The organism is Amycolatopsis sp. NPDC001319 (genome assembly GCF_042896185.1).
In the GTDB taxonomy this organism is placed as follows: Bacteria; Actinomycetota; Actinomycetes; order Mycobacteriales; family Pseudonocardiaceae; genus Amycolatopsis.
Genome location: NZ_JBIAWY010000006.1, coordinates 578,342 through 600,233, shown reverse-complemented (window position 1 = coordinate 600,233; position 21,892 = coordinate 578,342). Strand labels below are relative to the sequence as shown.

Annotated in this window: 19 protein-coding genes and 1 pseudogene; 16 read left to right on the top strand and 4 right to left on the bottom strand. The window is 71.7% G+C overall.

Annotated elements, in window-relative coordinates:
• Positions 1-67: 67 nt before the first annotated feature.
• Positions 68-1,471, bottom strand: a complete 1,404-nt coding sequence (locus ACFY1H_RS26235) for an aminomethyl transferase family protein (protein WP_386950458.1) — start codon at positions 1,469-1,471, stop codon at positions 68-70.
• Between the two features lie 305 nt (positions 1,472-1,776).
• On the opposite strand from ACFY1H_RS26235, the gene ACFY1H_RS26230 reads away from it, so the two are divergent.
• From ACFY1H_RS26230 to ACFY1H_RS26185, 10 genes and pseudogenes are all read left to right on the top strand, one after another.
• The gene (locus ACFY1H_RS26230) at positions 1,777-2,658 is read left to right on the top strand and encodes a methylenetetrahydrofolate reductase (protein ID WP_386950455.1); all 882 of its coding nucleotides are present in this window, start codon (positions 1,777-1,779) and stop codon (positions 2,656-2,658) included.
• Complete coding sequence (gene purU, locus ACFY1H_RS26225) at positions 2,655-3,524, top strand: formyltetrahydrofolate deformylase (protein WP_366589967.1); 870 nt, start codon at positions 2,655-2,657, stop codon at positions 3,522-3,524. The genes ACFY1H_RS26230 and purU overlap by 4 nt, the downstream gene beginning before the upstream one ends.
• A gap of 151 nt (positions 3,525-3,675) precedes the next feature.
• Positions 3,676-3,891, top strand: a pseudogene (locus tag ACFY1H_RS26220) (protocatechuate 3,4-dioxygenase); the annotation flags it as partial.
• On the top strand, positions 3,884-4,738 hold the full coding sequence (locus ACFY1H_RS26215; RefSeq protein ID WP_366589972.1) for a class III extradiol dioxygenase subunit beta: 855 nt from the start codon (positions 3,884-3,886) through the stop codon (positions 4,736-4,738). The pseudogene ACFY1H_RS26220 and the gene ACFY1H_RS26215, both read left to right, overlap by 8 nt.
• Positions 4,735-5,442, top strand: coding sequence for an alpha/beta fold hydrolase (locus ACFY1H_RS26210; RefSeq protein ID WP_386950451.1), 708 nt, complete (start codon positions 4,735-4,737; stop codon positions 5,440-5,442). The genes ACFY1H_RS26215 and ACFY1H_RS26210 overlap by 4 nt, the downstream gene beginning before the upstream one ends.
• A 16-nt stretch (positions 5,443-5,458) precedes the next feature.
• Positions 5,459-5,740 (top strand): muconolactone Delta-isomerase family protein, encoded by a 282-nt coding sequence (locus tag ACFY1H_RS26205; RefSeq protein ID WP_386950448.1) that lies wholly within the window; start codon positions 5,459-5,461, stop codon positions 5,738-5,740.
• A gap of 113 nt (positions 5,741-5,853) precedes the next feature.
• A complete protein-coding gene (locus ACFY1H_RS26200) occupies positions 5,854-6,201 on the top strand; it encodes a TraR/DksA C4-type zinc finger protein (protein ID WP_366589978.1) in 348 nt (115 codons plus the stop codon).
• A gap of 117 nt (positions 6,202-6,318) precedes the next feature.
• On the top strand, positions 6,319-7,857 hold the full coding sequence (locus tag ACFY1H_RS26195) for an amidase (protein WP_386950445.1): 1,539 nt from the start codon (positions 6,319-6,321) through the stop codon (positions 7,855-7,857).
• Between the two features lie 139 nt (positions 7,858-7,996).
• Positions 7,997-10,837, top strand: coding sequence for an FAD-binding and (Fe-S)-binding domain-containing protein (locus ACFY1H_RS26190; protein WP_386950442.1), 2,841 nt, complete (start codon positions 7,997-7,999; stop codon positions 10,835-10,837).
• 174 nt (positions 10,838-11,011) lie between these two features.
• On the top strand, positions 11,012-11,740 hold the full coding sequence (locus tag ACFY1H_RS26185; RefSeq protein ID WP_386950439.1) for an alpha/beta hydrolase: 729 nt from the start codon (positions 11,012-11,014) through the stop codon (positions 11,738-11,740).
• 193 nt (positions 11,741-11,933) lie between these two features.
• Here ACFY1H_RS26185 and ACFY1H_RS26180 read toward each other — a convergent pair whose 3' ends face one another.
• Complete coding sequence (locus tag ACFY1H_RS26180) at positions 11,934-12,659, bottom strand: PIG-L deacetylase family protein (protein WP_386950436.1); 726 nt, start codon at positions 12,657-12,659, stop codon at positions 11,934-11,936.
• Positions 12,660-12,932: 273 nt separating this feature from the next.
• Between ACFY1H_RS26180 and ACFY1H_RS26175 the strand changes: the two genes are divergently transcribed.
• The 4 genes from ACFY1H_RS26175 (at position 12,933) to ACFY1H_RS26160 (ending at position 17,357) form a co-directional block, all read left to right on the top strand.
• Entirely contained in the window at positions 12,933-13,865 is a 933-nt protein-coding gene (locus ACFY1H_RS26175) for a PaaX family transcriptional regulator C-terminal domain-containing protein (RefSeq protein WP_366582318.1), read from the top strand.
• A 73-nt stretch (positions 13,866-13,938) separates the two neighbouring features.
• Positions 13,939-15,354 carry a hypothetical protein gene (locus ACFY1H_RS26170; protein WP_366582317.1) on the top strand — a complete coding sequence of 472 codons (1,416 nt, stop codon included), beginning with the start codon at positions 13,939-13,941 and terminating at the stop codon, positions 15,352-15,354.
• 6 nt (positions 15,355-15,360) lie between these two features.
• Positions 15,361-16,953, top strand: coding sequence for a long-chain-fatty-acid--CoA ligase (locus ACFY1H_RS26165; RefSeq protein ID WP_386950432.1), 1,593 nt, complete (start codon positions 15,361-15,363; stop codon positions 16,951-16,953).
• Entirely contained in the window at positions 16,950-17,357 is a 408-nt protein-coding gene (locus ACFY1H_RS26160) for a thioesterase family protein (protein WP_366582315.1), read from the top strand. The genes ACFY1H_RS26165 and ACFY1H_RS26160 overlap by 4 nt, the downstream gene beginning before the upstream one ends.
• A 16-nt stretch (positions 17,358-17,373) precedes the next feature.
• On the opposite strand, the gene ACFY1H_RS26155 is transcribed toward ACFY1H_RS26160, so the two are convergent.
• Together ACFY1H_RS26155 and eboE are read right to left on the bottom strand one after the other, a co-directional pair.
• The gene (locus ACFY1H_RS26155; protein WP_366582314.1) at positions 17,374-18,066 is read right to left on the bottom strand and encodes an XRE family transcriptional regulator; all 693 of its coding nucleotides are present in this window, start codon (positions 18,064-18,066) and stop codon (positions 17,374-17,376) included.
• Positions 18,067-18,134: 68 nt separating this feature from the next.
• Entirely contained in the window at positions 18,135-19,337 is a 1,203-nt protein-coding gene (gene eboE, locus ACFY1H_RS26150; RefSeq protein WP_386950427.1) for a metabolite traffic protein EboE, read from the bottom strand.
• A gap of 292 nt (positions 19,338-19,629) precedes the next feature.
• Between eboE and ACFY1H_RS26145 the strand changes: the two genes are divergently transcribed.
• On the top strand, positions 19,630-20,691 hold the full coding sequence (locus ACFY1H_RS26145; RefSeq protein WP_386950424.1) for a 2,3-butanediol dehydrogenase: 1,062 nt from the start codon (positions 19,630-19,632) through the stop codon (positions 20,689-20,691).
• Between the two features lie 108 nt (positions 20,692-20,799).
• Positions 20,800-21,885, top strand: coding sequence for an ABC transporter permease (locus ACFY1H_RS26140; protein WP_366582311.1), 1,086 nt, complete (start codon positions 20,800-20,802; stop codon positions 21,883-21,885).
• Positions 21,886-21,892 lie beyond the last annotated feature (7 nt).

Sequence of the window (21,892 nt, the reverse complement as noted above, 5' to 3'; positions counted from 1 at the left end):
GGCCCGCGGCGGGCAGTGTGGCGAAAGCCCGGTCCCGCCGCGGGGGCGCGGTGTGCGCACGGCGGGTTCAGACCGTGACGGCGGAGCGCCAGCCGGGGTGATAGCTCTCGCGCGCCATCGCCGAGTACGGCGCGGGACTGACGATGGCCCGGACGGAGAACTGCTCGTGCGGCTGCACGGTGGTCTTGCGCGACCCGCCGTCCGGCTCGCCCCAGACCACGCGGACCTCCGCGCCGAGCGGCACGTCCGGGTTGACCGTGGCCAGCGACAGGGCGGCGCGCTCGTTCGCGCTGTAGCCGGTGAACAGCGACAACCCGATCCGGTTGCCGTCGGCGTCGAGCACCGAGTCGAAGTTCGACGAGCCGTAGTTGGCGTTGGGCAGGTCGAAGAACTGGTAGCCGGGACCGTCCGGGTCGACGGGTGAGGCGAGCAGGGTGCCCACGTCTTCGGCGTTCCACGCGAGGGTGACCTTGCGCCGCTGGCTCTCCGGGTCGATCGCCGCGAGCGCGTCGCGGCCGACGAAGTCGTGGTCGAACTTGACGAACGAGCCGTAGCCGAGCTCCCAGGGGTTGAGGTAGTAGTCCTCGATCCGGTCGGACACGAAGCTGCCGGCCAGCGCGTTGGTCGCCTCGTAACTTCCGGCGCCGAGCCATTCGCGGTACGGGCGCAGCCGCTCGCCGGTGTAGATCGCGGGCAACGGCGACGGGATCCAGCCGGACTCCAGCGTGTTGCACGAGTACGCGCGCGCCCCGGCCGGCTCGAGCCCGAACTCACGGCCGGCGTCCAGGATGGTTTCGCGCACCTCGTCGTAGGTCTCGTACGGGCCCCACAGCTCCAGGCCGGGCGCGCCCGCCATGCCGTGCCGCAGGGTCCGGACCTGCCGGCCGGCGACGTTCAGGTGTCCCATGCGGAAGAACCGGACCTGCTCCACCGGGCCGCCGTGGACCTTCTCGATCACGGGCCAGGCGTTCGGGCCCTGGATCTGGAAGCGCCACAGGTCCCGCGTCACCGGCTTGCCGTACGGCCGCGAAGGCGAGCGCTGGTCCAGCTTCAGCTCGACGTCGTAGCCCTGGCCGGCGTGGAAGGTGAGCCAGTTGGCCACCGGGGCGCGGCCGACGAACACGAACTCCTCTTCGGCCAGCCGGAACAGGATGCCGTCGCCGATCACCCCGCCGTCGGGCGAGACGGGGACGAACTGCTTGGCCGAGTCGACCGGGAACTTCGCGACGCTGTTGATGCCGGTGTCGGAGATCAGCTTCAGCGCGTCGGGACCGGAGAGGAAGAGGTTGACCATGTGGTGGGTCTGGTCGAACAGCACGGCCGTGGACCGCCAGGCGAGCACCTCGCGGCGGAAGTTGGTGAACTCGGCCGGGACGACCGGGTAGATGTAGGCGCCGAGCTGGGAATTGCGGAGCAGGTCCACCGTGTTCCCCGCCTGATCGACCACGTCCTGCAGGCTTTTCGCGCTCATGTGCGGTCCGTTCTCGTGCGACGGGTGTCCGGGTCCCGGCGGCGGTCGCACGCCACCGGAGGGCCGAGGACCACTCGCCGGTCCTGGGCTGCCCCGTTGGACGGTAGGCCGCGGGGGCCCCGAGCGTGAGGTCCGGCAGGCCGGTCTCGGCTACGTCATTCGTCCTGGGCGGATCGGGCGGGGCGGGCGGCCCCGTCATTTGTCGCGGTGAACTCGGTCTCCCTGCCGGACGAAAACCGACCGCCGTTCCGTTCTACTGGTGGCCGGCAGGCAGCGCTTGCGGGACGAGGAGACGAGGGCAGCGCATGACGATCCAGCAGGAGGTGGCGGGCTCGGGGCGCCGGCGGCCGGATCTGGCCGACCTGGTGCGGACCATGAGCTACGAGGTGATGCCGTTCCGCGGCACGGAATCGGCTGTGCTCGAACACGTGCCCACCGCCGTCCCGTTGACGGTCACCGTCACCGAGGCGAAGGGCATCGACACCACCTTGGACCTGACCGAACGCCTGCTGCGGCACGGTTACCAGGTCGCTCCGCACCTGCCGGCGCGGCAGTTCACCGACCGCGCCCACGTGGCCGACGTGGTGGCCCGCCTGCGTGCGGCCGGGGCGCGGTCGGTGTTCGTCATCGGGGGCGACGCGCCGAAGCCGGCGGGCGAGTTCGCCGACGCGTACGCCCTGCTGCGGGCGATGGAGGACCTGGGCCACCCGTTCACCGACGTCGGGATCGGCGGCTATCCGGAAGGCCATCCGAAGATCCCGGCCCCCGCGCTCGAGCGGGCGTTGCGGCAGAAGGCTCCGCTCGCGACCCGCGTGATCACCCAGATCTGCTTCGACGCGGCGGTCACCGGCGCGTGGTCCGCGGGCCTCGCCGCCTCCGGGATCGACCTGCCGGTCCACATCGGACTGCCCGGTCCGGTGAACCGCCAGAAGCTCGTGCGGATCTCGGCCGGGATCGGGCTGGGACAGTCGGCGCGGTTCCTGCGCAAGCAGCAGAACCTGATGTGGCGGTTGCTGCTGCCGCGTGCCTACGAACCGACGAAACTCGCCCGGCAGCTCGCCGCCGAGGCGCCGCGCGGCGGCAACGTGCACGGGCTGCACGTCTTCACGTTCAACGAGCTCGCGAAGACCGAGGCGTGGCGGCAGGAACTGCTCGCCCGGATCGCGGAAACGGACGGCCGCGCGTGACCGGGCCCACCCACGAGGACTACGGGCGCCTGATCGTGCAGGGCGCCGACCGGCCGGGGATCGTGGCGACCGTGTCGGGGGTGCTGACGGACGAGGGCGCCAACATCGTCTCGCTCGACCAGTCGACCAGCGATCCGTCCGGCGGCCGGTTCTTCCAGCGCACGGTGTTCCACCTGGCGGAGCTGCCCTCGCGGCTGGCCGGCCTGAACGCGACGCTGGAAACGCGCCTGGGTGAGCAGCTGGGGCTCGAGTTCCGGCTGGTGGAGGCGCGGCGGCGCAAGCGGGCCGCGATCATGGTGTCCAAAGCGGACCACTGCCTGCTGGACCTGCTGTGGCGCCAGCGCCGCGGCGAGGTGCACATGACGGTGCCGATGGTGGTGTCGAACCACCCCGACCTGGGTGACGACGTCCGCGGCTTCGACATCCCGTTCTTCCACGTGCCGGTGGGCAAGGGGGACAAGGCCGCCGCCGAGAAAGAACAGCTCAACCTGCTCAAGGGCAACGTCGACGTGGTGGTGCTGGCGCGCTACATGCAGATCCTGTCCGCCGGTTTCCTCGCCGAGGTCGGCGTGCCGGTGATCAACATCCACCATTCGTTCCTGCCGGCGTTCGTCGGCGCCGGGCCGTACCAGCGGGCGAAGGAGCGCGGGGTGAAGCTCGTCGGCGCGACCGCGCACTACGTCACCGAAGACCTCGACGAGGGGCCGATCATCGAGCAGGACGTGATCCGCGTGTCGCACCGGGACCCGGTCCCCGAGCTGCAGCGCAAGGGAGCGGACGTCGAACGGCTCGTGCTCTCCCGCGCGGTGGCGTGGCACTGCGACGACCGCGTCGTCCGGGACGGCTCCACCACTGTGGTGTTCTAGCCGGGAACGGAAGGGAGTGGCGATGACGAAGGCCCGTGACGACTACCTGCTCGACCTGCGTGCGAGCCGGCAGGGGTACGCGCTGAACAAGATGTGCCTGTCACTGAAGGACGAACGCAACCGGCGGCGGTTCACCTAGGACGAATCGGCCTACTGCGACGAGTTCGGCCTGTCGCCGGAGCAGAAGAAGGCGATCCTCGAACGGGACTGGACCGGGATGCTCGAGCTCGGCGGATCCGTCTTCTACACCTACAAACTGGCGATGCTGGACGGGAAGTCCATGCAGTACCTCGGCGGGGTGTTCACCGGGATGACGGCCGAGGAGTTCGCCGAGGCGATGCGATCGGGAGGGCGGAAATTTGGCTAGGGTGATCTGGGGCCTCGCGACTTCGCACGTGCCGTCGATCGGCGCCGCGATGGACAACGGCAAAACCGCCGAGCCGTACTGGAAACCGTTGTTCGACGGGTACGCCCCGGCCCGGGAGTGGATGGCCGGGCACCGGCCGGACGTCGCGGTGATCGTGTACAACGACCACGCCAACGCACTCGACCTCGACCTGATCCCGACCTTCGCGGTCGGCACCGCGGACTCCTACGAAGTGGCCGACGAGGGCTGGGGCCGCCGCCCGGTGCCACCGGTCGTCGGCGCGCCGGAGCTGAGTGAGCACCTCGTCCGCCGGCTCGTCGACGACTCCTTCGACATCGCGACCTTCCACGGCCTCGACGTCGACCACGGCCTCACCGTGCCGCTGTCGGTGTACTGCCCGGATCCGGGGGAGCGGTGGCCGTGCCCGGTGGTGCCCGTGCTGGTCAACGTCATCCGGCACCCGCAGCCCACGGCCGCCCGCTGCTACGCGCTGGGGCAGGCGATCGGCCGCGCGATCCGGTCGTTCCCGGAGGATCTCGGTGTCGCGGTGTTCGGCACCGGCGGCATGTCGCACCAGCTGGCCGGTGCCCGCGCGGGTCTGATCAACACGCCGTTCGACCGCATGTTCCTGGAGAAGATCGAGACCGACCCGGAGGCGCTGGCGCGGCTCACTCGGGAGGAATACGTCGCCCAGGCCGGCACGGAGGGCATCGAGCTGATCATGTGGCTGGTGATGCGCGGCGCGATGGACGAGCGGATCACGCGGATCCACGAGACCTACCACGTGCCGGCGTCCAACACCGCGGCCGCGCTGGCGCTGTTCGAGAACGGGGGAGCACCCGCATGACCGCGTTCGTCCTGCTGCACGGAGCGTGGCACGGGGGCTGGGCCTGGCGGCGGGTGGCCCCCGCGCTGCGCTCGGCGGGCCACGAGGTCTTCGCACCGACGCTGACCGGGCTCAGCGACCGCGCCCACCTGCTCAGCCCCGCGGTGGGGCTCGGCACGCACGTCCAGGACGTCGTCGGGCTGCTCGAAGCACACGACCTCAGCGACGTCGTGCTGGTCGGGCACAGCTACGCCGGGCAGGTGGTCACCGGTGTCGCCGATCGGGTGCCCGAGCGCCTCGCCAAGCGGGTGTACCTCGACGCGTTCGCCGGCCGCGACGGCGAAGCCGCCATCGACCTGCTGCCCGAGCAGGTGGCCGGGCACTACCGCGAGTCGGTGGCCGGCCCGGGCTTCGGCTGGCTCGTCCCCGTGCGGTCCCTGACCGTGCTCGGCGTGACGGACGAGGCCGACCTGGCGTGGCTCGGCCCGCGCCTGACGCCGCAGCCGTGGCTCACCTACACCGAGCCGCTGCGGCTCACCGGCGCGGGCGAGCGTGTGCCCGCGGAGTTCGTCGAGTGCACGGACTGGATGCGGGTGTTCCGCGCCCACGCGGAGCGGGCCGTGAGCCGCGGCTGGCCCGTGCACGAGATCGCCACGGGGCACGAGGCCATGGTGACCGCGCCCGGCGAGCTCGCGGACCGCCTGCTCTCGATCGCGAAGTCGTAGCCCACCGGAGGAACTGTTGGAATTCCTGGTCCGCACCGAGAACCTGCTGCCGCCCGACACCCCGGACGAGCTCCGGGAGCGGCTGCGCAAGGCCGAACGCGAGCGCGCACACGAGTTGCGCGCCGCCGGGGTGCTCAAACGGCTGTGGCGGGTGCCCGGCCGCAACGCGACCGTCGGCCTGTACGAGGCCGAAGACCCGACCGCACTGCACGACGCGCTCGCCTCGCTGCCGATGTGGAAGTGGATGGACGTGACCGTCGAGGCACTGGCCACCCACCCGCAGGAGCTTTCGCCGTAGGGGCAAGCGGGCGGGCGGCAGTGGCCGGTCCTCCGGCCGTCGTGAACGCGGGGGAGTAGCGGGCGCACGGGATTCTGCTCGAGGATGACGGTGACAGGGAGGATGGTCGCGTCATGGACGAGCGCGCCGCGATGGAGCTGATCGAAAGGGCACAAGCCGAGACCTCGCGACGGGCCTCGGCGCTCGCACGGCAGTGGAACGAGATCGTGGCGGCCTCGGAGTTCAGCAGCGGCGACGACGAACACGACCCGGAAGGCGCCACCATCGCGTTCGAGCGCGCGCAGGTCCAGGCCTTGCTGCGGCAGGCCCAGGACGAACTCGCGGCACTCGGCCAGGCCGCCGAACGAGTGCTGGCGGGCGTCTACGAGGTCTGCGAACGCTGCGGCGGCCCGATCTCCGAAGGCCGCCTCGCCGCCCTGCCGGCGACGCGGACGTGCATCACCTGTGCGAACCGAAGATGACGCGACCAGGGACGAACCGCAAGGGCAGTGCACGCGGACCGCGGAGATCGGCATTCGTTGACGTGTCGTCGGATCGTCCCTAGGTTCGACGCCATCGCCGACCTCGAAGGAGCGGTCATGGCCATTCCGGTGCCCGATGCGGCAAGGCTCGCCCAGCTGTCTCAGCGTTACGGATTCGACCTGACCGACGCCGAGATCGGGGAGTTCGTCCCGGCGGTCGAGGGGACGCTGGCGGCGTCGGAGGAGGTCGAGCGGCTCTACGGGCGGTCGTGGCCCGAGGTGCCGGTGCGGGAGTCGGCGCTGCCGGTGGACAATCCGCTCAACGCGTGGTCGGTGCGGACGGCGATCACCGAGACGGCGGAAGGCCCGCTGGCGGGGCGGACGGTCGCGGTGAAGGACAACGTCGCCGTGGCGGGGGTGCCGATGGTCAACGGTTCGGCGTCGATGGAAGGCTTCGTGCCGAGGCGGGACGCCACGGTGGTGCGCCGGCTGCTCGCCGCGGGCGCGACGATCGCCGGCAAGTCGACGTGCGAAGACCTGTGTTTCTCCGGGGGCAGTTTCACGTCGTGGCCGGGGCCGGTGCGCAACCCGTGGGATCTTTCGCGCAACGCGGGTGGCTCGTCGAGCGGCAGCGCGGCGCTGGTGGCGAACGGCGACGTCGATCTGGCGGTGGGCGGGGACCAGGGCGGCTCGGTGCGGATCCCGGCGTCGTTCACCGGGATCGTGGGCCACAAGCCGACGTACGGGCTGGTGCCCTACACCGGTGCGTTCCCGATCGAGCAGACCATCGACCACCTGGGGCCGATGACGCGCACGGTGGACGACGCCGCGCTGATGCTGGGTGTGCTGGCCGGAGTCGACGGCTACGACTCCCGGCAGCCGACGGTCCTCGACCCGGTCGACTACGTCGCCGCTCTGCGCGAGAGTGCCTCCGGTCTGCGCGTGGGTGTGGTGCGGGAAGGGTTCGGCACGCCCGTTTCGCAGACCGGCGTCGACGACGTGGTCCGGGACGCGGTGGAGGTGCTGCGGTCGGCCGGGCTGACCGCGGACGAGGTCTCGGTCCCGTGGCACACCGACGCCATGGCGGTGTGGAACGTGATCGCGACCGAAGGCGCCGCCTACCAGATGATCGACGGCCACGGGTACGGAATGGGGACCTGGGGCCAGTACGACCCGGAGCTGATCGCGCACTACGCCCGGGGCCGCCTCGCGCGCGGCCGCGACCTGTCGAAGACGGTGCAGCTCGTCGGCCTCTCGGGCCGCTACACCTTCGAACTCGGCGGCGGCAAGTACTACGCCATGGCGCGCAACCTTTCCTACGAACTGCGGGCGGCCTACGACGCCGCTCTGGGCGAGTACGACGTCCTCGTCATGCCGACGCTGCCGTATGTCGCGCGGGAGCTGCCGGCACCGGACGTGTCGCTCGCCGACTACCTGGACACGGCCTTGTCGATGATCGGCAACACGGCGCCGTTCGATGTGACCGGCCATCCCGCGTGCAGCGTTCCGGCCGGGCTGGTGGACGGGCTGCCCGCGGGGATGATGATCATCGGCAAGCGGTTCGACGACGCGATGGTTTTGCGGGTCGCGCACGCGTATGAGCGGGCGGTGGGCGGTTTCCCGGCTCCGGCGGGTACCGCTGCGGCGGCGTCCTAGCGCCGCGTATCAGGTGGTGGACATCTCCGCAGCTGTCCCTTGCCCGGGGCGGCGCCGAGCGTGAACCTGGATCAGCGAGCCGGGCGATCTCGGCCGCGCTGAACGCGCCACGACACGCACGATCGACGAGGATCAGCCCATGACCGCCACCGGGCAAGCCGTCACCACCAGCGGCGAAGCCGACCTGCTCGACCTGCTGGCCGCCGCGACCGGGGACCCCGGACGAGTCGGGCGGCGGTTGACCGACCGGCTGGCCCATGCGCACGACGCGTCGCACTTCATGCTCACGCCGAGGGCGGTGGTGAGGGCGAGCAGCGCGGACGAGGTGGGGCGGTTGTTCGCCGCCGCGAGGGCGGCCGGGGTGGCGATCGGGTTCCGGTCCGGGGGGACGAGCCTGTCGGGGCAGGGCGGGACGGACGGGGTGCTCGTGGATACCCGGCGCCACTTCCGTGACGTCGAGGTGCTCGACGACGGCGAGCGCGTACGGGTGGGCCCCGGGGCCACGATCCGGCAGGTCAACGCACGTCTCGCGCGGTGGGGGCGCAAGCTGGGGCCCGACCCGGCGAGCGAGGTCGCGTGCACCGTCGGGGGCGTGGTCGCGAACAACTCCAGCGGCATGGCCTGCGGCACCTGGGCCAACAGCTACGCCACGCTCGAGTCGATCGTGCTCGTGCTGCCGTCCGGCACGGTCGTGGACACGGGCAAGCCCGACGCGGACGGCCGGCTGCGCGCCGCGGAGCCCGAGCTGCACGCCGGACTGGGCCGGTTGCGTGACCGGGTTCGGGGTGACGCGACGCTGCGCAAACGGGTCGAGCAGCAGTTCTCGATGAAGAACACCATGGGCTACGGCCTCAATTCGCTGCTCGACCACACCGAGCCGGCCGACATCCTGGCCCACCTGGCGGTCGGCAGCGAGGGCACGCTGGCGTTCATCGCGTCGGTGGTGCTGCGCACGGTGCCGTTGCACGGGCACGCGCGCACCGGCCTGCTGGTCTTCGACGACCTCGCCGGGGCCACCGGGGCGTTGCCGGCGCTGGTCGCCACCGGGCCGGCGACGATCGAGCTGCTCGACGCGACCTCGATCCGCGTGGGCCAGCGCGACGCGCAGGCGACCGCGGTGCTGCGCGACCTAGCGGTCGACCGGCACGCGGCGTTGCTCGTCGAGTACCAGGCCGGTACGGCCGACGAAGTGGACGAAATGGCCGGGGGTGCCGGCGCGGTCCTGGCGGCGCTGCCGACCACGGCGCCTGCGGTGCTGTCCGCGGACCCGGCGACGCGGGCCGGCCACTGGCACGTCCGCAAAGGCCTGTACGCCATGATCGCCGGGGCCCGCCCGGCCGGCACGACGGCGTTGCTGGAGGACATCGTCGTACCGGTGCCCGAGCTGCTGCCGACGTGCGAGTCGCTCACGGGCCTGTTCGACCGCCACGGCTACCGCGACAGCGTGATCTTCGGCCACGCCAAGGACGGCAACATCCACTTCATGCTCACCGAACGGCTCGGCGACGGCCGGCCGCTGGACCGGTTCGCGGCCTTCACCGACGACATGGTCGACCTCGTGCTCGGCCACGGCGGCTCGCTGAAGGCCGAGCACGGCACCGGCCGGATGATGGCCCCGTTCGTCCGCCGCCAGTACGGCGACGAGCTCTACGACGTCATGCGCGAGATCAAGCGGCTGTGCGACCCGCGGGATCTGCTCAACCCGGGTGTCCTCATCGCCGAGGACCCGGGCGGGCACCTGCGCAACCTGAAGGCTTCGCCACAGGTGGAGGAAGAAGTCGACCGCTGCGTGGAATGCGGCTTCTGCGAACCCGTCTGCCCGAGCCGCGACCTGACCACCACCCCGCGCCAGCGCATCGTGCTGCGCCGGGAGATCGAGCGGGCCCGCGAGGCCGGGGACACGGCCGCGCTCGCTCAGCTGCGGGCCGAGTACGAGTACGACGCGGTGCAGACCTGCGCCGTCGACGGCATGTGCCAGACCTCCTGCCCGGTGACGATCAACACCGGCGACCTGATGAAACGGCTCCGGGCCGAAGGCGCCGGCCGGGCCACCTCGGCGATCTGGGCCGGCGCCGCGCGGCACTGGGACGGCGCGACGCGCGCGGCCGCGACCGCGCTCACCACCGCGGCCAAGCTTCCGGAGCGCGTGGTCCTCGGCGCGAACGAGCTGGCCCGCAAGGCCGGGAGCACCGATGCGGTCCCGCTGTGGTCGTCGGAGCTGCCGCGCGGCGGCCGGCGTCGCACCGAGTCCGTGACCGGGAACGCCGACGCGGTGCTGTTCGCGTCGTGCACCGGCACCATGTTCGGCGGCGTGGAGCCCGGCGTCGCGGCGGCGCTGCGGACCCTGTGCGAGCGCGCGGGGATCCGCCTCACGACCCCGGACGGACCGGCGTCGTTGTGCTGCGGCACGCCGTGGAAGTCCAAGGGCCTGGAGCGGGGCTACGAGGAGATGGCGCGGCGGGTGCTGCCGGCGCTGTGGGCCGCCACGGACAACGGCCGGATCCCGGTCATCGGCGACGCGTCCTCGTGCACCGAAGGGCTGCGGCACCTGATCGAACGCGGGCCGGAGCGGTTCCGGGAGATCCGGGTGGTCGACGCCGTCGAGTTCGTGCGCGACGAGGTGCTCGGCCGCCTCACGATCACCGCCCCGGTCGCCGCCGTGGCCCTGCACCCGACGTGTTCGGCCACGCGGATGGGGCTGTCCGGCGCGTTGCGCGAGGTCACCGCGGCCGTGGCCGGCACCGTGACCGTGCCCGAGGAGTGGGGGTGCTGCGGCTTCGCCGGCGACCGCGGTCTGCTGCACCCCGAGCTGACGGCTTCGGCCACCGCGCGCCAGGCCCGGGAGCTCGCCGACGCCGGCCCCTTCGACGCCCACGTCTCCTGCAACCGCACGTGCGAGCTCGGCATGACCAGGGCGACCGGGCACCGGTACGAACACGTCCTGGAGCTCGTCGAACGGGCCACCAGGCCCGCGCAGTGAACGAAACTCGCTGGCGGACCGCGGCGGCCGCTGCTAGCTTGCCGGGAGCCGTGCGAGAGACCGAGGAGGTGGTACCCGTGGACGCAACGACATGGGTGCTCCCCTCAGGGGTCACGGTCGGGCGGTAGGCCGCCCGGGAGCGCCGTTTCACGAGCACTCCCGAAAGGCACGACCATGCGATTCACCGCCGAACAACGCCTCGACGACGGCGTCCTCGAACGTGAGTTCACCCTCGGCGACGTCCCCGGCATCCTGTGGACGCCAGGGTCCGCAACCGAGCCCGCGCCGCTGATCCTGCTCGGCCACCCCGGCGGGCTGCGCAAGATGTACCCGCGGCTGGTGGCGCGGGCCCGCGGCTCCGTCGCCGAAGGCTACGCCGCGGCCACCCTCGAGCTGCCCGGAAGCGGCGACCGGCCCCGATCCGCCGTCGCCGAGCAGGCGCGCGCCGACCTGCGCCGGGCGTTGGGGACGGGGGAGCCCCTGGAGGAGATCGTCGACCGGCTGGTCCTGCCGCTGGCCGAGCAGGCGGTCCCGGAATGGCAGGCCGCGCTGGACGCCCTGCTCGCGCTGCCCGGGATCCGCGGCCCGGTCGGGCTCGCGGGCGGCGTGATCGCCCTCGGGGTGCGGCTGGCCGTGGTCGAACCGCGCCTCGCCGCCGCCGTGCTGTTCGCGGGGAGTTTCGTGCCCCGCAGCATCGTCGAGGAGGCGCGGCAGGTCACCATTCCGCTGCACGTCCTGCTGCAGTGGGACGACGAGGGCAACGACCGGCAGCTCGCCCTGGACCTGTTCGACGCCTTCGGCTCGAAGGAGAAGACGCTGCACGCCAACATGGGCGGGCACACCGGCGTCCCGCAGTTCGAGGGTGAAGCCGGCAACCGGTTCTTCGCCCGGCACCTGAAGTGAGCACGGAGGGGTCCGCCGGGAAAGCCGGCGGACCCCTCCGCGTACGGAGACGACGAAGACGTTCCCGGTGTGCAGTGCTCACTTTTTCGCCCCACCGGGAAAACGTCACCGGCTGCGTCCGATCGGGCGCTTTCCGAACAGCTGGTCAATACTCATGACCAAGTGGTCGGTACGCGACCGCGCGCGGCCCGGGTCAGAGCACGATGATCTCGGCGGGGACGGCGAACCGCACACCCATCCGCAGGCCGGTCTCGGCCCCGGAGGCTTCGAGGAACTCCCGGGGCGACGCCATGTCGCCGGGGCCGATGCCGCGCAGGTACTCGACGTGCGCTTCGAGGGAGGCGACGCCGTGGTCGAGGAAGTCCGTCGTGTCGACGCCGTGGGTGGATTCGGGGCTGTTGGTGACGATGATCTGCCGCACCTGCCATGGATCGAGGCCTTCGTCGAGCAGTTCGCGGAAGATCCAGCGGTTGCCGGCATCGCGGGCGCCGTCCAGCACGGCGCGGCCCAGCGCGATGTGGTCGGCCTGGTTGGGGGCGCCCGGGCCCCAGCGATCGTGGTAGTTGCCGGTCACGACGACGTCGGGGCGGTGCCGGCGGAGGGCCCGGGCGATGTCGCGGCGCAGCGGGAGCCCGTATTCGAGGACGCCGTCCGGGTAACCGAGGAACTCCACGAGGTCGACGCCGACGACCGCCGCGCCGGCGCGCTCTTCGGCTTCGCGCAGCGGTCCGGCGACGGCGGGGTCGATGGCGTCGATGCCGGCCTCGCCGCTCGTCGCCAGGCAGTAGACGACGCGCTTGCCCTGGGCGGTCCAGCGGGCGACGGCCGAGGCCGTGCCGTACTCGAGGTCGTCCGGGTGCGCGGCGAACGCCAGCGCGGTCGACCACGATTCGTCCAGTGGCACCAGTGGTTCGGTCACCCTCGGGTCAGCCTTTCTCGAAATCACCACAGCTCGAACGCGGTCACCCTACTCGAATGCGGACGCGGTGTTTCCGAACCGCCCGCCCGGTTCGGTTCGGGATGAGCCGATCCCGGTGAAAAGCGATCCGATCACGGCGTTTCTCTCCGTATTCTCATCGGCCATTCACGCCGCGGATCCGGTGAGTTTCCCGACACCGTCCGCGTCGTGAACGCCCCGGGCCCGGGCGCCGGCAGCCACGCCGACGGAGGACGCGGCACTTAGTCTGGGGCGGTGATCTCGCAACCGACCCCCGTGGGTGAGCGGCTTCGCGCCGAGTGCGACGCGGTGGCGTCGCGGCCCCAGCACCTGTTGCTGACGTTGCTCGGCGACCACTGGTACCCGCAGGACGCCCAGCTCCCGTCCACGGCGCTGGTCGCGTTGCTGGGCGAGTTCGGCGTGACCGAGCCCAACGCGCGCGCGGCGCTGAGCCGCCTCGGCCGGCGCGGCCTGCTCGTCTCGCGCAAGGAGGGGCGGCGCACCAGCTACGCCCTGACCACGGAAGCGATGGATGTCCTCGACGCCGGCACCGAACGCATCTTCACCTTCGCGACCTCGGCCGTCGAGTGGGACGGGAGCTGGACCCTGGTGGCGTTCTCGCTCCCGGAAGATCAGCGGACGACGCGCGCGAGCCTGCGGACCCGGTTGAGCTGGCTGGGTTTCGCCGCGGTGTTCGACGCGGTGTGGGTGGCGCCGGGGGATCGGGAGGCGGACGCCGCCGGGCTGCTGGCGGAGCTCGGGGTGGCGAGCGCGACTGTCCTCATCGGACGCTCGTCCGCGCTGGTTCCGGGCGGGGATCCCTCGGGGGCGTGGGATCTGCAGGCGCTGCGCGAGCGGTACGACGATTTCCTCGCCCGCTTCACCCCGCTGCGCGACCGGATCCCCGAACTGGAACCCGCCGCCGCGCTCGTGGCTCGGACGGCGGTCATCGACGTCTGGCGCGAGTTCCCCGGGGTCGACCCCGATCTGCCCCGCGCGCTGCTGCCCGCGGGGTGGCCGCAGCGTGAGGCCCGTGAGCTGTTCGCCGCGCTCTACGACGGGCTGGCCGAGCCCGCGACGGCACGCGTGCGGGAGATCATCGCCGGGTTCTCGCCCGACCGGGCATCGTCGGCGACTTTCCACACCACCGCCGACGCCCTCACGCTCGTGGGTTCGCACCAAAGCTAGACACTCATGTTGACGACCGTCGTTTCGCGAGTCTAATGTCTCGGTGGTCGGCGACCGAGAGAAGAGGCGAGCGATGGAGCACGCAGACGTCCGCGAGCAGTACCGCCTCGCGAACCAGTACCGGAAGCTGGCGTTCCAGGAGCGGCCGTACCTCGGCTCGCCGGGGGCACCGGCGCAGGACGAGACGAACACGAGCAGCACCTGGGCGCACCTCAACGGCGGGTTCCTGGTCGGCTACGAGTACACGCGCTGGTGGCGCGAGAACCGCGCGCTGCGCACGGCCGCGGTGATCGGGGACTGGAGCTGGCTCAACAAGGTCCGCGTCACCGGGCCGGACGCGACGGAGTTCCTCGACCGCGTGTCGGTGAAGGACCCGACGCGGTGTGCGGTCGGGCAGACCCTGTTCACGCCGATGACGAGCGAGGCCGGGAAGATCGCCATCGAAGGGCTGACGCTCAAGCTCGGCGAGCAGGACTACCTGTTCACCCAGTCCGGCGCCCAGTTCTGGCTCGGGGTGCAGCACGAGCGCCTGGGGCTCGACGTGCACCTCGAGGACCAGACCGCCGACTGGACGTGCTTCGCCGTGCAGGGCCCGCGGTCGCTCGAGGTGCTGGAGGACGTCCTGGCCGCCGGCCTCCACGATCTCGGGTTCTCCCGCTGGCGCCGGCTGGAGTTCGCCGGCACCGAGCTGATCGTGCAGCGCCAGGGCGTGACCGGTGAGCTCGGCTACGAACTGTTCCTGCGCACCGAAACCGGCCGAGCCCACGAGCTGTGGCGCGCGGTGCGCGAGGCCGGCTCCGCGGTGGGCCTGCGCGAGCTCGGGTTCAAAGCCCAGCTGATCGGCCACACCGAGTCGAACATGCCCACGATCATCAGGGACTTCCTGCCCGACCGCTTCAGCCGCGAACGGCTGCCACGCTTCGCGAAGCTGTGGATCACGCCGGAGGAGTTCGAGGTCTTCGGCCAGGACCTCACCGAGCACCTCGTCACGCCGGCCGAGGTCGGCTGGGGCTACACCGTGGACCTCGACCGCGGCGGCGCCGCCCGCGCGTTCCCGGGCCGCGACGCGCTGGCCCGCGAAGCCGATTCCGGTGGCCCGGCAAGGGTTTTCCGCGGGCTGCTGTGGAACTCCGACGACGTCGGCGAGCTGTTCGCCGCGCAGTTCCGCGACGCGCCCGCACCGCCGCCGCCCGATCTGCCGTGGGGCCAGTTCCGGATGCAGTACCTGCGCACCCGCGAAGGCGACCGGCAGGTCGGCTGGGCCAGCGCGGTCACCTACAGCCCGACGTTGCGGCGGCTGATCAGCAACGCCCGCCTCGACCGGAACCTGCCGCTCGGCGCCGAGGTGACGGTGGACTGGGGCGGGCCGGGAGCCGGCGGGATCGCCGGCGAGCCGACCTGGCGCCTGCGCGCCACCGTCACCGAGCAGCCGTTCCTGCGTCAACGTCGCCGTGACGACGTGTCCGCCTCACCCGCGCGGCACGGGTAGGCCGCGATGGACGACGAACTCACCATCACCGCGATCCTTCGCCGCGCCGAGCAGTTCTCGCCTGACCGCGAAGTCGTGTCGCGCGAACCGGACCGCTCACTGCACCGCACGACCTGGTCGGCGATCGGCGGCCGGGCGCGGCGGCTGGCCTCGGCGTTGCTGGGACTCGGTCTCCGGCCCGGCGCGCGCGTGGCGACCCTCTGCACCAGCCACCGCCGGCACTTGGAGCTCTACTTCGCCGCCCCGATCGCCGGCCTCGTGCTGCACCCGCTGAACCCGCGGCTGCGCGTCGAGGACCTCGCCTACATCGCCGGTCACGCGGCAGACGAAGTCCTCGTGCTCGACGAAGCCTTCCTGCCGATCTACGAACAGTTGCGCGAGACGACTTCGTTCCGCCACGTCGTCGTGATCGGTGCGGCGACCGGGGAGGCGATCTCCTACGAGGCACTGGTCGAACGCGGGCGGGCGGACTGGGTACCGCCGGACCTGCCGGAGCGGAGCACGGCGCTGATCGGCTTCACCAGTGGCACCACGGGCCGCCCGAAAGGTGTCGAGTTCACCCACCGCGCCGTCGCGCTGCACACGCTTTCGAGCTCCCTGCACGGCTGGCTCGCGGTGCGGGACACCGACGTCCTGTTGCCGGTCGTGCCGATGTACCATGCGCTCGCGTGGGGCTGGCCGTACACCGCGGCGTTGCTCGGCGCCGGGCTGGTCCTGCCCGGGCCGTTCCTCGACCCGGCGAGCCTGCTGGAGCTGTTCGACTCGGAACGGGTCACGCTCACCGGCGGCGTGCCGACGATCTGGACGGGGGTGCTGCACGCCCTCGACGCCGAGCCGAAGCGGTACGACCTCACGCCGCTGCGCGCGATCCTGTCCGGTGGCTCCACCGCGCCGCCGTCGATGATCGCGGGCTACGCGGAGCGGCACGGGCTGAACCTCGTGCACACGTGGGGCATGAGCGAGCTGATGATGGGCGCGATCGCCGAACTGTCGGCGGAGCTGCAGCAGGCGGATCCCGAGCAGCAGCAACGACATCGCGCGATGCAGGGGCGTCCGATGCCCTTCGTCGAGATCCGGGCTCGCGGCGAGGACGGCTTCGTGGCCTGGGACGGCGAGTCGCTCGGCGAGCTCGAGATCCGCGGACCGTGGGTCGCCCGCGAATACCTGGCCGAACCGGACGCGAGTGCGCGGCAGTGGACGGACGACGGCTGGTTCCGCACCGGGGACATCGTGACCATCACCCCCGGCGGTTACCTCGGGATCGCCGACCGGGCCAAGGACCTCATCAAGTCGGGCGGCGAGTGGATCTCCACCCCGGCACTGGAGAGCGCGCTCGCGGCCCACCCCGCCGTCGCCGAGGCCGCGGTCGTCGGGGTGACCGACGAACGGTGGGGCGAGCGGCCGCTCGCGGTGATCGCCTTCCACCCGGGCACGAGCGCGACTCCGGACGAGCTGCGGGAGTTCCTCCTGCCGCGCGTGGCGCGCTGGTGGCTCCCCGAACGGATCGAGATCGTCGCGGCGGTGCCGACGACCGCCGTCGGCAAGTTCGACAAAGTCGCGCTGCGGCGCACTTTCACCAGCAGGGGAGCCGACTCGTGACCGACCCGGCCGCTTCCTTCGACGTCCTGCACGTCGAGCCGCTGCGCGTCGCGTGGGCCGACACCGACGCCAGCGGGCGCATCCACTGGTCGTCGGTCTTCCGCTGGGCGGAGGCGGCCGAGCACGCGCTGCTGCGCGCCGCCGGCCGCGGCGCGGACGAGGCCGGTCCGTACCCGCGCCGCTCGACCGAGGCCGTCTACCACCGCGCTCTCGAGTTCGACGACCGGATCGAAGTCCGCCTCGGCGTGGAGAAAGCCGGCCGCAGCTCCGTGACCTTCGGCTGGCAGATCGTCCGCGGGGACGACCTCTGCGTGGAGGGTCGCCACACCGTGGTCCACGTCGGGCCCGACGGCCGGTCCGCGCCGTGGCCGGAGCAGCTGCGGGCCGCCTTGCGCCTGGGCTGAACCGGCCCGAGCCGGTTCAGCGAGCCGGGTTCCGGCCGTGGACGAACCAGATCGCCTCGGCCGGGCCGTCGCCGCGGTTGGTGAGGCGGTGCGGCGTCGTCGAGTCGAAGGCGATGGAGTCGCCCGCGTGGAGCTGGTAGGTGTCGAAGGCCAAGGCGACTTCCAGGGTGCCGCTGATGACGTAGCCGTATTCGATGCCCGCGTGCCGCGTGAGCTTGTCGTCGGGGACGGAGCTGCCGTCGACCTCGTAGCGGACGTGCAGGAAGTCGACCGTGCTGTCGTGGATGGACGACAGCTGTTCCCACGTGACGCCGGAGTCGAGGACGAGCTGGCGCCGTTCGCCCGGGCGGAGCATGGGGCTCTGCTGCTCCTCGGGGCTTTCGTTCAGCTTCGCCAGGGCACCGTGGAAGCTGTGCTTCTCGACGCCCGCGGCCGGTGCGGGCGCGGGCGGTTCCTCCGCGCCCGCACCGGCCGCGCTGCTGAACAGCTCGTCGATGGAGACGTTGAGGGCACTGCAGATCGCGTACAAGGTCGCGACCGAGGGCTGGGACTTGTTGTTCTCGATCTGCGACACGAACGCGGCCGAGTACCCGAGGTCGCGCGCGAACTGGCGCAGCGACAGCCCGGCCGCCTGCCGGCGTGCGCGCAGCTGCTCGCCGAGGTTCGCGGCCTCCGAGTGCTCCGCCGCCGGCTCGTGCTTCGCTGCCACGTCTCGCTCCTCGCGCTGTCGTCCAGTCGGTGTTCACTATAGCTTGACGCCCGTGCCGCGAGAGCGGCTCAGGCGGTGAGCCGGTCGCGCACGAACTCCAGCTCCCGCACGACGTAGTCGGTGATGTCGCCGCTCTTGAGGTGCTCGGGCAGCACGTCCCAGGTGTAGGTCTCGATCTCCAGGTGCGACGACTGCGGCTGCGCGCGGTGGCGGTCGAGAGCCTGCTCCAGGGCGAACCGCGTGGTGCGGAACGGGCCGAGGTCGTCGAGGAACACCGGCACGTGGAAGTGGGTGCGCCATTCGCGCGCGCCACCGGGGTCGCGGCGCCAGGCGGCGATCGCGTCGGAGAGGTTGAGGTGGCGGGTGACGGTGCCCTCGCGCAGCTCGGACGTCTGGCTCAGGTAGATGGTGCGGGTGAAGCGCTCCAGCTCGCGCACCACCTCGTCGGTCACCTCGGGTACCCACAGCGCGGCGGCCTGCTGCAGCTTGAACACGGGCACGCCGGCGCCGGCGAGCAGGTCGAGGGAGGCGGGGATGTCGTCGAACTCCACGGCCTGGTGCCCGATGTCGAACACGATCCCGACGTGGCGGCGCAGCGCGCCGAAGGCTTCCGCGAGCGGCAGGTCGGCGAGGCCGGAGAGCGTTTCGGCCGCGGCGCGGGAGTACAGCCGCGTGGTGAAGTAGCGGACCGTCTCCTCGATGGTTTCCAGGTAGCAGAACGGTTCCGGCTCGATCGCGAGCTTCACCCGCCGGCCGGTGCGGCGTTCGAGCGCGACGAGGTGGGCGACGACCCGCAGCACGTTGCGGGTGAACAGCTCCACGTACGCCTCGCCGGTGACCTTGGGCCGGTAGGCCAGCGGCACGGTCTGGATGGTCGGCTCGACCCCGTCCGCGGCGATGTCGGCGAGCACGTCGGCCACCTGCGTGGTGTACGCGACGCGCTCTTCGGTGCTCCAGTCCGGTTCGTACACGTTTTCCATCACCGAGCGGCCCTTGAACGGCCCGTGCGGGAACGCGTTGACGGTGTAGACGTAGAGATCGTTGTCTGCCAGGTACTTCTTCAGCCGGTCCCGCTCAGGGCTGTCGCCGGCGAGCCGGTCGGCGGACGCGCCGGAGAGCCGCAGCGACACCCCGAACGGCGCGTCGGGGGAGACCCGGCGCTTCACTTCGGGGACGTAGGTCTCGAGGCTGGCGTTCATCTCGTCCCAGGTGTCACCGGGGTGCACGAGGGTCGAGTAGGACAGGTGGCCCAGACGCGTGCCGAGGTCCATGAGGTTCCTCCGGGGAAGGCGGCAGAGAGGGTGCCGGAAGTGCTGCGGTGACGCGCTGCAGCAGACGTTTGCTCGAAGTGAACAGTCCGAAACCCAGGGCTGTCAAGGATTACGCCGCTTGACCTGCGTATCTGGCAAAGTTGTTCGCTGAGTCTTGACTCACCGGCTGGTTCATTGTTCACTACCGCTGTACAGCGTCGTCGAACGGGAGTGAACCCGGCGAGTATCGGCGCCGTGTCCACGCCCGGATCCCGGCTGCGCGGGTTTCCGGAGAGCCTACGAGGAGTTGAGCATGCGCGCCGCGGTCTTCCACGACAAGCACGACATCCGGGTCGAGGACATCCCGGAGCCGGCCGCGGTCGGCGCGCGGCAAGTGCGCGTCCGGCCGTACCTGTGCGGGATCTGCGGCACCGACCTGCACGAGTACGCGGCCGGGCCGATCGTCATCCCGACCAGCCCGCACCCGCTTTCGCACGCCGCCGCGCCGCAGGTGCTCGGGCACGAGTTCTCCGGGCAGGTGCTGGAGATCGGTGCCGAGGTCACCGGCGTCCGCGTCGGCGACCGGGTTTCGGTGATGCCGTTGATCTACTGTGGACACTGCTACTACTGTCGTCGCGGGCTCAACCACCTGTGCCCGCAGATGGCCTGCACGGGACTGAGCTGGGACGGCGGCGGGATCAGCGAGCAGGTGGTGGTCCCGGAGCACCAGATCTCGGTGCTGCCGGAATCGGTGTCGGACGTGCAGGGCGCGCTGGTCGAGCCGGCCGCGGTCGCCGCGTACGGCGTCGACCGCACCGGCTTCACCTCCGGTGACAGCGTCCTGATCACCGGCGCGGGGCCGATCGGCGCGCTCGCCGCGCTGTACGCCCACGCTTCGGGCGCGGCGCAGATCTTCGTGAGCGAGCCCAACGCGCGCCGCCGGGCCCTGCTCGACGCGCTCGGGGTCGCGACCGTGCTCGACCCGATGGCCGAGGACGTGCCGGAGGTGGTCCGCGGGCTCACCGGCGGGATCGGCGCCGACGTCGCCGCGGAGTGCTCCGGCTCGGAGGCCGGCCTCGCCACGGCACTGGGCAGCCTCCGGTCCCACGGCACCGCGACGCAGGTGGGCCTGCACGTCCGGCCCGCCACGATCGACCCGATGGCTCTGTCGCAGCGCGATCTGAGCCTGGTCGGCACGTGGTGCTACCCGGTGTTCGACTTCCCCCGCATCATCTCGCTCGTCGCGACCGGCCGGTTCCCGGTGGAGCGCGTGCTGACCGAGGTGATCGCGGTCGACGACGTCGTCACCGGCGGGTTCGACCGGCTGCTCGACCCCGAAGGCGACGCCCAGAAGCTGCTCGTCAAGGTCGGCTGACCCGAACCGCCTTCACCACCCAACCGTTTCCCGCTGTCCACGAGACCTTTGTGGACAGACTTCGTCCTGCCCTGCGACCCGGTGCGCCTGCACCCGAGGAGCGATCCGATGAGCGACACGACAAGGGGTTCCGTGGTCGTCACACAGTCGGCCCCGTCGCCCGCCCCGGCTTCGGGGACCGCCCACCCGCCCGGCCGGCCGAGCCTCTGGCGGCAGACGACGGCACAGCGCGCCTCGCGCGGACTGGTCACGATCCTCGTCGCGACCGCGCTGCTGTTCCTCGTCAGCCTGCTGCTGCAGCCCGAGAGCCTGGGCCGCAGCTCGTTGCAGGGGATGCTGCCCTTCGCCGCGGTGCTCGCCGTGGTCGCGCTCGGGCAGACGCTGGTCGTGCAGCAGGCGGGGATCGACCTGTCGGTGCCCGGCACCGTGTCCCTGAGCGTGATCATCGTGACGCACTACCCCGCCGGGGACAACGGAAAGCTGCTTCCCGCGGTGCTGCTCGCCTACGTCGCGGCGCTGGCGGCGGGCCTGCTCAACGGCCTCGTCGTGAGCCGGCTCGGGATGTCGGCGATCGTCACCTCCTTGGGCACCAACGCATTGCTGTACGCGGTGGTGCTCGGGGTCTCGGGCGGCTCGCCGGTGACGACCACGGACACGTTGCACTCGCTCGTCACCGGCCGCTTCCTCGGTCTGCCGTACGCGGTCTACATCGCCGTCGTCCTCGTCGCGGTGACCGGCTTCGCGATGAAGCGCACCGTGCCGGGCCGCCGGTTCGAGGCCGTGGGCGACAACCCGGAGGCCGCGGGGCTGGCGGGCCTGCGCGTGCGGCGTCACCAGCTCGCCGCCTACGTCTGGGCGTCGCTGCTCTACGGCACGGCGGGCATCCTCCTGGCCGGCATCGTGACGACGCCGGGCGCGTTCCAGGGCGACACGCTGCTGCTGCCGTCGGTCGCGGCCGTCGTGCTGGGCGGCACCTCGCTGCTCGGCGGCAAGGGCAGCCCGGTCGCCAGCGCCATCGCCGCCCTGTTCCTGTCCCAGCTCGACCAGTTCGTGCTGACGCTCGGCGTCAGCGCGGCGACGAACAACATCGTCCAGGCGCTCGCGCTCGCCGCGGGTGTCGCCGTCTACACCGTGAACTGGGCCGCCGTGCGCGGCTGGTTCCGCCGTGTCCCCGCTCCCCGGACCCAGCAGTAGGAAGGGT

Excerpts from the sequence above, each read along its gene's own strand:
- ACFY1H_RS26230 (WP_386950455.1), top strand. The coding sequence starts at position 1,777 with ATGACGATCCAGCAGGAGGTGGCGGGCTCGGGGCGCCGGCGGCCGGAT.
- ACFY1H_RS26200 (WP_366589978.1), top strand. The coding sequence starts at position 5,854 with ATGGACGAGCGCGCCGCGATGGAGCTGATCGAAAGGGCACAAGCCGAG.
- ACFY1H_RS26170 (WP_366582317.1), top strand. The coding sequence starts at position 13,939 with ATGGAGCACGCAGACGTCCGCGAGCAGTACCGCCTCGCGAACCAGTAC.
- ACFY1H_RS26140 (WP_366582311.1), top strand. The coding sequence starts at position 20,800 with ATGAGCGACACGACAAGGGGTTCCGTGGTCGTCACACAGTCGGCCCCG.
- ACFY1H_RS26185 (WP_386950439.1), top strand. The coding sequence starts at position 11,012 with ATGCGATTCACCGCCGAACAACGCCTCGACGACGGCGTCCTCGAACGT.
- eboE (WP_386950427.1), bottom strand. The coding sequence starts at position 19,337 with ATGGACCTCGGCACGCGTCTGGGCCACCTGTCCTACTCGACCCTCGTG.
- ACFY1H_RS26195 (WP_386950445.1), top strand. The coding sequence starts at position 6,319 with ATGGCCATTCCGGTGCCCGATGCGGCAAGGCTCGCCCAGCTGTCTCAG.
- ACFY1H_RS26165 (WP_386950432.1), top strand. The coding sequence starts at position 15,361 with ATGGACGACGAACTCACCATCACCGCGATCCTTCGCCGCGCCGAGCAG.
- ACFY1H_RS26210 (WP_386950451.1), top strand. The coding sequence starts at position 4,735 with ATGACCGCGTTCGTCCTGCTGCACGGAGCGTGGCACGGGGGCTGGGCC.
- ACFY1H_RS26190 (WP_386950442.1), top strand. The coding sequence starts at position 7,997 with ATGACCGCCACCGGGCAAGCCGTCACCACCAGCGGCGAAGCCGACCTG.
- ACFY1H_RS26145 (WP_386950424.1), top strand. The coding sequence starts at position 19,630 with ATGCGCGCCGCGGTCTTCCACGACAAGCACGACATCCGGGTCGAGGAC.
- ACFY1H_RS26235 (WP_386950458.1), bottom strand. The coding sequence starts at position 1,471 with ATGAGCGCGAAAAGCCTGCAGGACGTGGTCGATCAGGCGGGGAACACG.